The following is a 12,692-nucleotide window of genomic DNA, read 5'->3' as shown; positions in this document are numbered from 1 at the left end:
GGATCCGGGACCGCGGGCGGACGACTACCCTGAGAGCATGATGACGTCCGGGGAGGAGCGCCGTGCCGAGTCCGGCGACGTGATCTTGCGTGCGCTGCGGCTGGGACTGCACGTCAGCGTCGCGGCCATGCTCCTGGTGGGGGTCGGACGCGTCGTCGACGGCGAGGCCGACCTGGTGCGCCGCGTCGGGGTGATGGCGGTCGCGGCGGTCTTCGCCGTCGTCTATCTGGGCGGGACCCTGGTGGAGAAGCGTGCCGCCGAGGGAGCCGTTCGTCCGCCGGGCAGAGGACTCGCGCTGATCTGGCTGGCGACGGTGACCCTCCTCTGGGCGGTGCTGCTGTGTCTGGCCTCGGACTTCGCGTGGCTGGCGTTCCCGCTCTTCTTCCTCCATCTCCATCTGCTCCGGCCCGCGATCGGGGTGCCCGTGATCGCGGTGCTCACCGCCTCCGTGGCGGTCGTCCTCTGGCATCAGCCCGGCGGAGCGCATGCGGCCACTGTGGTGGGCCCGGCGACGGGGGCGGTGTTCGCCGTGCTGATGGCTCAGGCGTACCGGGTCCTGCACCGGGAGAACCGCGCACTGCGCGAGACGCTGGAGGACCTGCGACGCACGCGCGAGCAGCTGGCCGACTCGCAGCGGACCGCCGGGGCGCTCGCCGAGCGGGAGCGTCTGGCGCGCGAGATCCACGACACCCTCGCCCAGGGGCTCTCCAGCATCGTGCTGGTGAGCCGCGCCGCGTCGTCCAGCCTGGAGGCCGGGGCCGTCGGGGACGCCCGGGACCAGGTGGGCACGGTGCGCCGGACCGCCGGAGAGAACCTGCAGGAGGCTCGACGGTTCGTCGCCGCGCTGCAGACCGGGCAGCAGCGGGAGCCGGCGATGCTCGACGAGCTGCGCGGCACGTGCCGCCAGATCGAGGCGCAGGCCGCGGCGAGCGGCGCCGAGCTGGGGTGCAGACTGCATGTGGAGGGGGAGCCGCGGCCGGTCTCCGGCGGGCAGGCGCTCGTGGTGCTGCGTGTCGTGCAGGCCAGCCTGGCCAATGTGCTCGCCCATGCGCAGGCCGTCGAAGCCGTCGTCACGCTCACCTTCGTGGAGGACGAGCTGCTGGTGGACGTCGTCGACGACGGCATCGGCTTCGACGCCGACCGGGCCGCGGCCGACGGCGCGGCGCGGAACGACGGCACCGGATACGGGATGCGATCTCTGCGGGAGCGGGTCGTCGCCCAGGGCGGGACTTTCGCCGTGGAATCGGCCCCCGGCGAGGGGACGACGGTGACGGCGCGCCTCCCGTCGGCTCCGGTCCCGGCGGAGAGGGTCTCGTGACCGGGGCGGCAGGGCCCGACGCGGCGTCGGCGGAGCAGCGGCTGCGCATCGTGCTGGTGGATGACCACCCCGTGGTCCGGGCCGGACTGCGGGCGATGCTCGCCGAGGACGCGGGCATCCGGGTCGTCGACGAGGCGGGCGACGGCCAGGACGCGATCGAGCGCGTCGCGCGGTCCGCGGCCCACGGGGAGCCGGCGGATCTGGTCCTGATGGATCTGCAGCTGGGGGCGGGGATGGACGGCGTCGAGGCGACGCGGCGCCTGCGTGAGCGGCACCCGGACCTGCCGGTGCTGATCCTGACCACCTATGACACTGAAGCCGACATCCTGGCGGCGGTGGACGCGGGCGCCAGCGGGTACATGCTCAAGGACGCCGCGCCCACGGACATCCATCGGGCGATCCGCGACGCCGCCGCCGGCCGCACTGCGGTGGCGCCGGAGGTCGCGGCGCGGCTCATGGGAAGGATGCGGACCGGGGCGACCTCGTTGAGCACCCGGGAAGTGGAACTGATCGAGCTGCTCGCCGCAGGGATGTCCAACAAGGAGATCGCCCGCCGGCTGTTCATCAGCGTCGCGACGGTCAAGACGCATCTGGTGCACATGTACCGGAAGCTCGGCGCGGAGAACAGGACGGCGGCGGTGGCCGAGGCGAGAGCGCGCGGGATCATCCGGAGCGCATAGGGCCGCGGCCCGGACGGCGTCGTCCGGCAGGGGAGGGGCAGGTCACCTGGACGCGGGTCGTCCCGTCCGTCCTGCTCAGGTCCTGGACGGCGGGCCGTTCACCGTGCGAGGTAGACGGTGTTCGACGACTCCCCGCCGGTCAGCGGGTTGTCGAAGGTGACCACCTGAGCGTGCACCGACTCGAAGGTCTGCTCCAGCACGCCCAGGAAGCTCTCCTCGGGCGGATCGTCCGACCACAGCGCGAAGACGCCGCCGGGGGCGAGCAGGCGCTTCAGCCGGGCCAGGCCGGCGGCGCTGTAGAAGCTCGCGTGGCTGGGGTCCAGCACATGCTGCGGGGAGTGGTCGATGTCCAGCAGGATCGCGTCGACGCCGCGCTCCGGGGCATCGTCGCCGAAGCCGGTCTCGTCGCGGACCATGGCGAAGAAGTCGCCCTGCACCAGAGACGTCCGCGGATCGGCGGCCAGCCCGGCGACGTCGGGCAGCAGCTCGCGCTCGTGCCACTCGATCACCTCGGCGAAGGTTTCCACGACGGTCAGCCGCCGCACGCGGGAGTCCTCGAGGGAGGTGCGGGCGGTGTAGCCCAGGCCGAGGCCGCCGACGACGACGTCGAGCCCGTCGCCGTCGTGCGACTCGCCGTCGTGCGCGGCGAGGCCCAGCCGGGCGAGCTCGACCTCCGCGACGGTGAACAGGCTCGACATCAGGTACTCGTCGCCGAGCTTCACCTCGTGGACGTCGACCTTCAGGGACGGCTCGAGGCGACGCCGCAGGCTGAGCTCGCCCATCGGCGTCTCGTGCCAGGCGAGCTCCTGGAATCGCAGGCTCACTCGGAGGTCCTCCTCCATCGGGGGCGTGGGCGGACGGGGTTCATCCTACGCGCCGGCGTCGACCGCCCCGGACCGCCCCGACCGCCCCGACCGCTCATCGAGTGGGCGATGTGTGCAGGTTCTGCGGTCGATTCCGCGCCGAGACCTGCACACATCGCCCACTCGATGCAGAGGGAGGGCTCGCCGGTAGGATGGCGGGATGAGCATCGTCGGACAGAACCTGATGGAGCCGGAGCCCACGCTGCTGCCGGCCGAGCACGAGGTCACCGAGTCGCTGGCCGCTGGCCAGGAACCGGAGGATCTGGCCGCCGCCCACCCCGAGTCGTCGCTGGTCTGGGCGCTGCTGGCCGAGGACGCGCTGTCGCAGGGCCACCGTGTGGAGGGCTACGCCTATGCCCGCGTGGGCTACCACCGCGGACTCGACGCGCTGCGCGGCTCCGGCTGGCGCGGCTCGGGCCCGGTCCCGTGGTCGCATGAGCCCAACCGCGGATTCCTGCGGGCGCTGGCCGCCCTCGGCCAGGCCGCCGCGGCGATCGGCGAGACCGAGGAGGTCCACCGGATCGAGTCCTTCCTCGACGCCTGCGACTCCAGCGCCGCCGAGGAGATCTCCCGCCTGCGGAGCTGAGCCGCCGGTCGTCGATCGGCCGAGGCGCCGCGCGACGGCGCGTGCTGACGGGCCGGGACCCCGCGAGGGTCCCGGCCCGTCTGCGTGCCAGGGGAGCTCGTGCGGCCGGCGGCCACGAGCGCGGGCTCAGCCCAGGATCAGGTCACGATGCTCCCGCACGGCCTGCAGCCGGTCCTCGATCTGCCAGAGCACGACGAAGCCCTGCGTCCGGTGGATCACCTGGTACTCCGGGGCGGCCTCATCCTCGCCGAGACCGGCGATGACATGCGGCCCGGCCCGGCCGGCGCTGAGGATCGGCAGCACCGGCGCGCTGACGCCGTCGGCCTCGACCTGCAGCTGCCAGTGCCACCAGGGCTCGGCGCAGAGCCGCTCCATGGCGGGGTTCGCCTCGTCGGAGGTCGGCGCCGGGTCGCCGGAGGTGCGGCGGGCGACGTCGGCGCTCGGCAGCATCGGCGGGCGGGTGAGCAGGTTCCAGGAGGGTGCGGTCCCGGTCCACTCGAGGATGCGGGTGCTCAGCTCGACCAGCGGCACGATCTCCACCCAGCGGTGGTCCTGATCCGGGGCGTTCCAGGGCGTGAGGCCGTGGTGCTCGGACCAGCCGGGCTGCGCGATCACCAGGGCTCGGTCGTCGTGGACCGCCGCCTGCAGCCAGTGCTCCTGCTGGTATCCGCGGAAAGCTGTGACGCGGACGCTGAGCTGGCTGCCGGTGGTCGCGCGGTGGAAGAAGGCGCCGACGTCGGTGGGGCGTCCCTCGCTGAGCAGGCCGAGGCGCTCGCAGTCGGCGAGGACCTCGTCGGTGAGCGCCTTCGGCCGGAAGATGCGTCGAGTCAGGTTGAAGGGGCCGCCGGGATCCAGGTGCGCGAAAGCGTCGATGGTGCTGACATGGACGAAGGCGCCGTCGCGGGGCAGCGGCCGCTGCGCGGCCCAGGGGTCCAGGGCCTCGACGTCGGCGCCGAGGGCCGCGCTCGCCGCCGCGTCGAGCGGCGGGTCGCCCGCCGAGGTCGCATCGTCGGAGGGTGCGCTGGTGTCGGCGGGGCGCAGCGTCGTGACGCTGTCGACCATGTGGTGGAAGGCGTCGCTGAGCGTCACGCGCTCCTGGATGCTGCAGGTGGTGCTGACCTGGATGGCCCAGCCGTCGCGGAGGAGCAGGTAGTCGACGCCGGAGACCAGCCGCCCGTTCGGCGCCCGATGCACATATTCGAGGCGCCGGTGCCGGAGGCTGGAGGCGTCCTCGACCTCGCCCTGCGGCTGATCGGGATCGACCGGCTGCGGGTCGGGCTCCCAGCCGCCGACGTCGATCATCCGCAGGTCGTCCAGCGTGCCGGTCAGCCCGTCCTGGGCGCGCTGCGAGAACTCGCGGATGCTGCCCGTGAAGGGGTTCACCGTGACGACGACGCTCGGGGTGAACATCGATTCCCCGGGAAGGGTGGCGAAGAGCTCCAGCTCCTCGCGGACGTGCTCGGCCACCCAGCCTGGGGCGGGACGGAAGCTCAGGATGCCCCGCCAGCCGGTGTGTTCGACGGCGGGGGAGGTGGCCTCGTGGGTCATCGGCCGGCGTTCTCCTGTCTCTTCTGGATGCGCTTCCGTGCCTTGGCCTGGCGTTTCGCTCTTTCGTGCTTCTCGATCTCGTGCCATTCAGCGAGTGGCCAGAGGTGCTTGGGATCCAAGCTCTTCCCGCCGGATCTCTTGAGCCATTCCTTGTACCAGGCGGGGGTGATGAACGGAGGCCACCACAAGAAAGTCGCAAGAGTCCCGGCCCAGACCACGGTCAGGACAAGACGTATTGATTGGTCGCCAGGGAGGATCATGTCGAAGTAGCCGTAGAGAACTGTCACCGCCCAAGCCGCGCCGAAGACGCCCAATGGGAATGGCAGGAAGTTCCTGCCTTGGAAGGAGCAGATGTCAGTTCCCATGCCGATAGCCCAGCGGCGATATCGCCCTGTCCAGGCAGACCAGGTGATGATCCACAGGGGGAGAGGCGGAATGAGTGCAAGGCCGATGACGATGATGAGTTCTAAGGTGGTTGTCATAAGTTCAACAGCTTCTGAAGTCAGGTGAACGGATTGAGGGTATCGAGGGTCTCTTCGACACCCTCGGTGACGTCGTTCAGAGTTTCGTGGGCATTCTCCAGGCCGGCATCGATTTCATCGGCCAAGGTTCCACCCAGGTATTCACCTACGGCGCTTCCGGCCACCCCGCCGACGAATCCGCCCACGGCTGCTCCTACTCCTGGGACCGGGATGAGCGTCTGGCCCACAGCTGCTCCGGCGACGCGACCAACCATGGCACCAGCTGTGGCGCCGGCAGTTTCCGCGGCCGTTTTCACGCCAGCGTCGACTCGAGCTTCAGCACGGTGTTCGGCTTCTGTCGCCTGTGGACGTTCGGTGCGGCTCTCGTTGTACTCCTCCCTGTAGTTCCCCACGCCGGACAAGACTGTGCCGAATCCTCCCAGAGTCTTGGACCAGGGACTGTTCCCCACCTTCTCGAGTGTCGAGGCAGCCTTAGCCGCTGTCGTCGGACTCTTCCCCGGATCCGGCGTCGGCATCCCATTACCGTCTGTGAGTGGAGCGTGGAGGCCGAGACGATCGCCGTCGTAGCTGAGTTTGGAGTTCTTCAGGCTCGGCACTGCCCCTACGAGCTTCCCGAGCGGTGTGTTGGTGCCGTCAACTGACTTCAGCATGCGCTGCGTGTCAGTGTTGCTGACTCGTGTGCCGTCGCCGGATGCGGCGTCCGAGAACTTGTCGAGATAGTCCTGGGGGACTCCGGCCTTGCGGTATACGAACTCCGGAAGCTTCGGTCCCCGATGCTTGTGTATGCTTTCGTCAGAGAACTTGTCGCTGTCGAACCCGACAGCGAGCTGTCCATTCTTGTGGTACGGCCGAGTTACCTGCGCGCCGGTGAAGTTCTTGGCGAATTCACGGCCGATTTCACCGGCAGAGACCCCAGCCCCCAGCATGCCCACCGCCGCGCTCGGTTTGCGGTGCCCGCCCGCACCGTTGATCGCGTCCACGCAGGCCTGCACGATCTCGTCGTACCGCGCGCCGAGCGCGAGGACGTGCTCCTGCTGCAGCTGCGCCAGCCGGTGGAAGTTCTCGTCCCGGTCGGCCAGCGGAGTGCTGTTCAGCGTCTCCCCGTCCGTGATCGCCTGCCGGATGACCGGCGCCAGCTCGGCGATGTCGGCGTCGAAGGTGTCCAGCGCGCCGCGGACCGCGCCGGTGACCTCTTCAAGGTCCTCCACATGGGGCAGGACCGTGTCCTGCAGCGCCGTCCGGACCACTTCGCCGTCGGGGACGTCGAGCCGCCCGTCGGAGAGCCCGGACCAGGAGGAGGCGGCGTCGTCGTAGGCGGCGCGCACGCCGGCGGCGTGATCGGTGAGCCCCTGGGCCTCGGCGGAGACGGCGCCCTCGCCGGGAAGGTCGTCGGGCAGGGCCTCGAAGGTGACCCCCGGCAGGGTCTCGGTGCGCGAGGTCAGCGGAGCCAGCATCTCAGAACCCCGTCGCCTCGTCGGCGGTGCCCAGCGCGGAGACCGCCTCCTGCCGCATCTGCTCGTCCCCGGAGAGGATGGTGTCGATGAGGCCGTCGACGTCGTCGCAGACGGACTCGCCGCTGGACTGCGTCTCCGCGACCAGCGGCTTCAGGCGCAGCTCGTGCAGGTCGGCCAGGGCGGCCGCGATCGCGCCGGACTTCGTGGCCGCCCCCGCGCCGGTGATCGCCGACTCCAGATCAGGCGTCACCTGAGAGATGCCCTCCAGCTGCGTGCGGGCGTCGGCGACTGCCGAGCGGCTGCTCTCGGGCTGGATGTCCCACCTCGCCACCTGGTCCTCCTCGGCGCGTCGTCCGGTGCGTCGTTCCGAGCGGGGAGTCTACTGATCCGCGACCCGCTCCGCCTCCGCCGAGCGCCGACTTGTGGAGAACGCCCGCCCTCTCCTCGACAGGCCGATTCGATTCGATTCTCTACACTGGGTCCGGTCGTCGGCGCCGTGCAGGGCCCCGACGGGGACATCGCACCCGCTCCGGCGGTGAACAGAGGGGATCAGACGCCAGTGGCCAAGCTCTACTTCCGCTACGGAGCGATGAACTCCGGCAAGTCCACGGGTCTGCTCCAGGCCGCGTTCAACTATGAGGAGCGCGGCCAGCGGGTGCTGCTCGCCAAGCCCCATCTGGACACCAAGGGTGCCGACGAGATCATCTCCCGCCTCGGAGTCGCCCGCGGTGTGGACTTCCTCATCCCGCACGAGGCCGGACTGCGCGGACTCTTCGCCCGCCATGCCCACGCCGACGCCGAGGGGTCGCTCTTCGACGCCGAGGACGCCGTCCGGCTCGCCCGGGAGGTCCCGCCGGTGGCCTGCCTGCTCATCGACGAGGCGCAGTTCCTCACCGAGGAGCAGGTCGACGACCTGCTGCGCATCGCCGTGGTCGACGACGTCCCCGTGATGGCCTACGGCATCCGCACCGACTTCCGCACCCGCTCCTTCCCCGGATCGGCCCGGCTGATGGACATCGCCCACGCGCTGGAGGAGCTGAAGACGATCTGCCGCTGCGGGCGCAAGGCGGTCTTCAACGCGCGGCTGGTGGGCGAGCGGGTGGTCTTCGACGGCGACCAGGTGGCCATCGACGGCGAGGACGTCCGCTACGAGTCGCTCTGCGCCGACTGCTACCTCCACGTCTCGGGCGGGCGCCTGAGCTGAGCTTCGGTCGGCGTCGACGACGCCCGTGGACAGCGGCCGACGTTCGTGCGAGATTCATCCGATGACACCGACACGACTCTTCGAAAAGGTTCCCAGCGAGTTCTGGAACGGCTGGGACCCCGCTGTCCACACTGTCGTCATGGTTCTGGTGGGCTACTTCGCCCTGACCGTGATGATCCGCATCTCCGGGCCGCGCACTATGGCGCAGATGACCCCGCTGGACTTCGTCATCGCCGTCACCATCGGTTCGACGTTCGGCGGCGCGGTGATCAGCGCGAACGTCCCGGTCGTGCAGGCGGTCCTCGCCCTGGCGATGCTGATCCTGATCCAGTGGCTGCTGGCCTGGGTCCGTCGACGGTCCCCGTGGCTGCGCCGCATCGTCGACGCGCCGCCGGTGCTGGTGTACTACCAGGGCGAATTCCAGCCCCGGGCCATGCGCCGGCACCAGCTGGTCGAGGACGACATCCACACCGCCGCGCGCAAGGCCGGCGGCGGATCGTTGGCCGGGATCAGCGCGGTGATCCTGCAGCAGGACGGCGCGCTGGGCGTCATTCACGAGGAGCGGCTCGACGACGCCTCGAGCATCAACCCCTTCGTGCAGCGACTGGACTGAACGCCTCGGCCGCGGCGCCCGGCTCTCAGCGGGCCGTGCCGCGCGCGGCGTAGCCTCGAAGAATGGACCTTTCATTCTTCTGGCAAGGCTGGTATCCGATCACCCATACTGCGGTCATCCTGATCGCGGGCTATGTGACGCTGGTGCTCATCCTGCGCGTCTCCGGTCCGCGGACGATGACGTCCATGACGCCGGTCGACATCGTCGTCGCGGTCACCATGGGCTCGGCGTTCGGGCGCAGCATCACCGCCTCGGAGGTGCCGCTGTCGCAGGTGGTCTTCGCCCTGGTGCTGCTGGTGCTGATGCAGTGGCTCTTCGCCTGGGTGCGGCGGCGCTCGTCCCGCGCCCGGCGCCTGCTGGACGCCCCGCCGGTGCTGCTCTACTACCGCGGGCAGTTCCAGCGCGGGGCGATGCGCAGCCATCAGGTGGTCGACGACGACATCTACACCGCCGCGCGGCGTTCCGGCCGCGGCGACCTGGCCGACGTCGCGGCGGTGATCCTGCAGCAGGACGGCTCGCTCGGCGTCGTGGCCACCGGTGCGGCCGGCGACGAGACCACCTTCATGCCGTACGTGGGCAAGAAGGACCTGCACCGCAACAGCGGGTGACCGCACGGTCCCGACGTGGTTCCCGGGTGGTCCCGGCCCGGCCCCGAGCGACGCCGGGACGGCGCCGGCGCGACGTCGGCGCCGCCGTCGTCATGCCCGGTTGGTAGACTCTCCCGGGCGTCGCCGGTGCCGTGGCGGCGCCGACGACGACTGCCCGCGCGCTCTGCGCGGCGCACCTGAAGGAGCGACATGCCAGCCATTGTGATCGTCGGTGCCCAGTGGGGCGACGAGGGGAAGGGCAAGGCGACCGATCTGCTCGGCTCGCGCGTGGACTACGTGGTCAAGCCCAACGGGGGCAACAACGCCGGCCACACCGTCGTCGTCGGCGGCGAGAAGTTCGAGCTGAAGCTGCTGCCCGCCGGCATCCTCTCGCCCAACGCGACGCCGGTCATCGGCAACGGCGTGGTGGTCAGCCTCGACGCGCTCTTCCATGAGATCGACGGCCTCGAGGCCCGCGGCGCGGACACTTCGCGGCTGCGGATCTCGGCCAACGCGCATCTGGTCGCCCCGTACCACCAGACGATGGACAAGGTCACCGAGCGCTTCCTGGGCAAGCGTGCCATCGGCACCACCGGCCGCGGCATCGGCCCGGCCTACATGGACAAGGTCGGCCGGCTCGGCATCCGGGTGCAGGACATCTTCGACGAGTCGATCCTGCGGCAGAAGATCGAGGGCGCGCTGCGGCAGAAGAACGAGCTGCTGGTGAAGCTCTACAACCGCCGCGCGGTCGCCGTCGACGAGATCGCCGAGTACTTCCTCTCCTTCGCCGAGCGGCTGCGGCCGATGGTGGTCGACTCCACGCTGCTGCTCAACGACGCGCTGGACCGCGGCGACGTCGTCCTGATGGAGGGCGGCCAGGCGACCTACCTCGACGTCGACCACGGCACCTATCCCTTCGTCACCTCCTCGAATCCGACCGCCGGCGGCGCCTCCGTGGGCGCGGGCATCGGCCCGACCCGGATCAACCGGTCGATCGGCATCGTGAAGGCCTACACCACTCGCGTGGGCGCCGGGCCGTTCCCCACCGAGCTCTTCGACGAGTGGGGCGAGTTCCTGCAGAACACCGGCGGCGAGTTCGGCGTGAACACGGGCCGCCCGCGCCGCTGCGGCTGGTACGACGCCGTGATGGCCCGTCATGCCTCGCGCATCAACGGCTTCACCGACTACTTCCTGACCAAGCTCGACGTGCTCACCGGCATCGAGCAGATTCCGGTCTGCGTGGCCTACGACGTCGACGGCGTCCGGCACGACGAGATGCCGATGACCCAGACCGAGTTCCACCACGCGAAGCCGATCGTCGAGCACTTCCCGGGATGGACCGAGGACATTTCGGATGCGCGAAATCTGGATGACCTGCCGGAGAACGCGCGGAACTATGTGCTGGCCCTGGAGCGGATGTCGGGCACGCGGATCTCCGGAATCGGCGTCGGCCCGGGGCGCGATGAAGTCGTCACGGTGCATGACCTGATCGACTGATCGCCCACCGTCCCGGAGTGACCTGGGGCGATGGTGACATTTCATGACGTGCGGCGCGCGGCGGGCTGAGGCCCGGCCGCGCGCCGCATGTCGTTTCGACGGGGTGCGACAGGCCTGAACATGAGCTGTAAGAATCCCGTTCCGGCCCTGTGGGGCGTGATACGTTGCGGTGTGGATGCGTGACAGTAGTCACGACGTCTCACTATGAAATGCCTGAGCGCATGGCCCGCAGGGGACGGACCGAGCACGTGTAGTCCGGGCTGCTTTCCGGGGGCCTGTGCGAGGGGAAAGCGCTCACACAGGGAGGGGAGCTTCCATGAGGGAGCAGAAGACCGCCCGTGGGCCAGGGGCAGCGCCCGACACGCCGCACGGCGGCTTGTTGAAACGCTGCATCGCCTTCGCTTCGACGGCGATCCTGGCCACCGGGCTGACCATCGGCGGGGCCGCGCCGGCCCAAGCCGCGCCGTCTGACGTCTCCGAGGGGCTCGGCAAGTTCCTCGGCGGCGAGGCAGCCGGCATCGATCTCGACGACGTCGCCGAAGTCTCCGGCGCATATGCGGAGAATCCGAGCGGCGAGAACCCGGTCGTCGCCAACCCGCTGGGCGCCGAGGTGCTCAACGCTTTGAACGTGGACCTCGGCAACTCGCTGCAGCTGCTGGGCGACAACGGGCTGATCCAGCTCGGAGCCGTCAATCAGTACGGCGAGGCGCAGGACAACGGCGACGCGCGCGCCGCCTCGGGCGCCGTCAGCGACCAGGGGGCGATCTCTGTCGGGGGCTCGCAGCAGTTCCCGTCCGACGCGTCGATCACCCTCAACCCGCTGCTCTCCGGAGTCGGCGCGGAAGGACTGGTCAGCGACCTGAGCCTCGACCTCGGCGCCGTGTCCTCGAGCATCGAGCAGATCGAGGGCGGCGAAGCGGCGTCGAGCTACGACGTCGCCGGCGCGACGCTGAACTTCGAGAGCCCGGCAGTCGGCGGGGTCTATGACAACCTGCTGACCACTGTCGACGGCGTGCAGACCTCGCTCGACGGGCTGAGCGGTTCGATCTCCGAGACGCTGAACGCGAACCTCAATCTGGGCATCGTCAGTGCGGAGACGAGTGTCGATTTCACGCCGCCCAACCTCTCCGAGACGCTGCCGGACAGCGTCGTCGGCGAGAGCAGCGGTGTGACCGTGGATCTGACGACCGGTGCGGTGACCGTCGACCTGGAGGCTCTCCTTGCGGCGAACCCGGACCTGCCGAACCTGAACCAGATGCCCGCGAACTCCGAGCTGCTCAGCGGCCCGGTCGTCGCGGCCATCTCCGACGGGATCACCCAGGCCATCACTGACGCGGTGACCGAGGTCGTCCAGAACCTGCGGGACACGATCTCCAGCACGGGGCTGACAGTGACGACAACGCTGGATGCCACCGCCCTGGGCAGTGCGACGGTCACTCTCGACGGCACCCTCGGCGAGATCCTCGAGGGGTCCAACCCGGACCTGGTGACTGTGGACAGCGATGGCGCCATCGGCGGCATCCTGGAGGTTCTGGGGCTGGACAGTGTCGACCAGCTGGGCACACAGGTGCTCAACACTGTCGGCGGGCTGCTCGGCGACTCGCTGACCTTCCTGACCGATGACCTGGAGAGCACAGTCGACGGCATCACCGGCAACCTCTCCGAGGACGTCGTCGGCCCGGTGCTGGACATTGTGAACCAGGTCGTGACCGTGCTGGTCAACGTCCAGCCGGGGACCGGCGACCTGGGCGAGGGATCCTCCACCGTGCGCGCCGTGCAGGTCCAGGTGCTGCCCAGCGACCCGCTGGCCACGGTCAACCTGGCCTCCTCGACGGTGCGCGGTACGCAGGTTGCGCCGGT

The 12,692-nt window shown here is 70.0% G+C and carries 13 protein-coding genes; 8 read left to right on the top strand and 5 right to left on the bottom strand.

The features are described from left to right. The first annotated feature begins 37 nt into the window (after positions 1-37). Together ABD652_RS02855 and ABD652_RS02850 are read left to right on the top strand one after the other, a co-directional pair. Entirely contained in the window at positions 38-1,318 is a 1,281-nt protein-coding gene (locus ABD652_RS02855) for a sensor histidine kinase (RefSeq protein ID WP_344717991.1), read from the top strand. Then, complete coding sequence (locus ABD652_RS02850) at positions 1,315-1,998, top strand: response regulator (protein ID WP_344717989.1); 684 nt, start codon at positions 1,315-1,317, stop codon at positions 1,996-1,998. The genes ABD652_RS02855 and ABD652_RS02850 overlap by 4 nt, the downstream gene beginning before the upstream one ends. A gap of 98 nt (positions 1,999-2,096) precedes the next feature. On the opposite strand, the gene ABD652_RS02845 is transcribed toward ABD652_RS02850, so the two are convergent. Then, positions 2,097-2,840, bottom strand: a complete 744-nt coding sequence (locus ABD652_RS02845) for a spermidine synthase (protein WP_344717987.1) — start codon at positions 2,838-2,840, stop codon at positions 2,097-2,099. A gap of 181 nt (positions 2,841-3,021) precedes the next feature. Here ABD652_RS02845 and ABD652_RS02840 point away from each other — a divergent pair, with 181 nt between their 5' ends. Beyond that, entirely contained in the window at positions 3,022-3,447 is a 426-nt protein-coding gene (locus tag ABD652_RS02840) for a DUF3151 domain-containing protein (RefSeq protein ID WP_344717985.1), read from the top strand. A gap of 126 nt (positions 3,448-3,573) precedes the next feature. Here ABD652_RS02840 and ABD652_RS02835 read toward each other — a convergent pair whose 3' ends face one another. The 4 genes from ABD652_RS02835 to ABD652_RS02820 are packed head-to-tail and all read right to left on the bottom strand — an operon-like array spanning position 3,574 to position 7,262. Beyond that, a complete protein-coding gene (locus ABD652_RS02835) occupies positions 3,574-4,995 on the bottom strand; it encodes a hypothetical protein (protein ID WP_344717983.1) in 1,422 nt (473 codons plus the stop codon). After that, positions 4,992-5,477 (bottom strand): hypothetical protein, encoded by a 486-nt coding sequence (locus ABD652_RS02830; RefSeq protein WP_344717981.1) that lies wholly within the window; start codon positions 5,475-5,477, stop codon positions 4,992-4,994. The genes ABD652_RS02835 and ABD652_RS02830 overlap by 4 nt, the downstream gene beginning before the upstream one ends. A gap of 20 nt (positions 5,478-5,497) precedes the next feature. Next, the gene (locus tag ABD652_RS02825) at positions 5,498-6,931 is read right to left on the bottom strand and encodes a hypothetical protein (RefSeq protein WP_344717979.1); all 1,434 of its coding nucleotides are present in this window, start codon (positions 6,929-6,931) and stop codon (positions 5,498-5,500) included. A gap of 1 nt (position 6,932) precedes the next feature. Continuing rightward, positions 6,933-7,262 carry a DUF6507 family protein gene (locus ABD652_RS02820; RefSeq protein ID WP_344717977.1) on the bottom strand — a complete coding sequence of 110 codons (330 nt, stop codon included), beginning with the start codon at positions 7,260-7,262 and terminating at the stop codon, positions 6,933-6,935. Between the two features lie 228 nt (positions 7,263-7,490). On the opposite strand from ABD652_RS02820, the gene ABD652_RS02815 reads away from it, so the two are divergent. The 5 genes from ABD652_RS02815 to ABD652_RS02795 all read left to right on the top strand — a co-directional run. Next, a complete protein-coding gene (locus ABD652_RS02815; protein WP_344717975.1) occupies positions 7,491-8,135 on the top strand; it encodes a thymidine kinase in 645 nt (214 codons plus the stop codon). Between the two features lie 61 nt (positions 8,136-8,196). After that, positions 8,197-8,748, top strand: coding sequence for a DUF421 domain-containing protein (locus ABD652_RS02810; protein ID WP_344717973.1), 552 nt, complete (start codon positions 8,197-8,199; stop codon positions 8,746-8,748). Positions 8,749-8,810: 62 nt separating this feature from the next. Continuing rightward, complete coding sequence (locus ABD652_RS02805; RefSeq protein WP_344717970.1) at positions 8,811-9,356, top strand: DUF421 domain-containing protein; 546 nt, start codon at positions 8,811-8,813, stop codon at positions 9,354-9,356. A 189-nt stretch (positions 9,357-9,545) separates the two neighbouring features. After that, the gene (locus ABD652_RS02800) at positions 9,546-10,832 is read left to right on the top strand and encodes an adenylosuccinate synthase (protein ID WP_344717968.1); all 1,287 of its coding nucleotides are present in this window, start codon (positions 9,546-9,548) and stop codon (positions 10,830-10,832) included. A 379-nt stretch (positions 10,833-11,211) separates the two neighbouring features. Further along, positions 11,212-12,692 (top strand): choice-of-anchor G family protein (locus ABD652_RS02795; protein WP_344717965.1); only part of this gene is annotated, 1,481 nt, incomplete at its 3' end.

The sequence above is a fragment of the Nesterenkonia halobia genome (assembly GCF_039536005.1).
GTDB lineage: Bacteria > Actinomycetota > Actinomycetes > Actinomycetales > Micrococcaceae > Nesterenkonia > Nesterenkonia halobia.
The sequence above is the reverse complement of the archived record's forward strand: the minus strand, read 5'-3'. Positions and strand labels throughout refer to the sequence as shown.

Bases quoted from the DNA above. Each gene is read 5' to 3' on its own strand.
- ABD652_RS02855 (WP_344717991.1), top strand. From the start codon at position 38: ATGATGACGTCCGGGGAGGAGCGCCGTGCCGAGTCCGGCGACGTGATC.
- ABD652_RS02845 (WP_344717987.1), bottom strand. From the start codon at position 2,840: ATGGAGGAGGACCTCCGAGTGAGCCTGCGATTCCAGGAGCTCGCCTGG.
- ABD652_RS02840 (WP_344717985.1), top strand. From the start codon at position 3,022: ATGAGCATCGTCGGACAGAACCTGATGGAGCCGGAGCCCACGCTGCTG.
- ABD652_RS02835 (WP_344717983.1), bottom strand. From the start codon at position 4,995: ATGACCCACGAGGCCACCTCCCCCGCCGTCGAACACACCGGCTGGCGG.
- ABD652_RS02830 (WP_344717981.1), bottom strand. From the start codon at position 5,477: ATGACAACCACCTTAGAACTCATCATCGTCATCGGCCTTGCACTCATT.
- ABD652_RS02825 (WP_344717979.1), bottom strand. From the start codon at position 6,931: ATGCTGGCTCCGCTGACCTCGCGCACCGAGACCCTGCCGGGGGTCACC.
- ABD652_RS02810 (WP_344717973.1), top strand. From the start codon at position 8,197: ATGACACCGACACGACTCTTCGAAAAGGTTCCCAGCGAGTTCTGGAAC.
- ABD652_RS02805 (WP_344717970.1), top strand. From the start codon at position 8,811: ATGGACCTTTCATTCTTCTGGCAAGGCTGGTATCCGATCACCCATACT.
- ABD652_RS02800 (WP_344717968.1), top strand. From the start codon at position 9,546: ATGCCAGCCATTGTGATCGTCGGTGCCCAGTGGGGCGACGAGGGGAAG.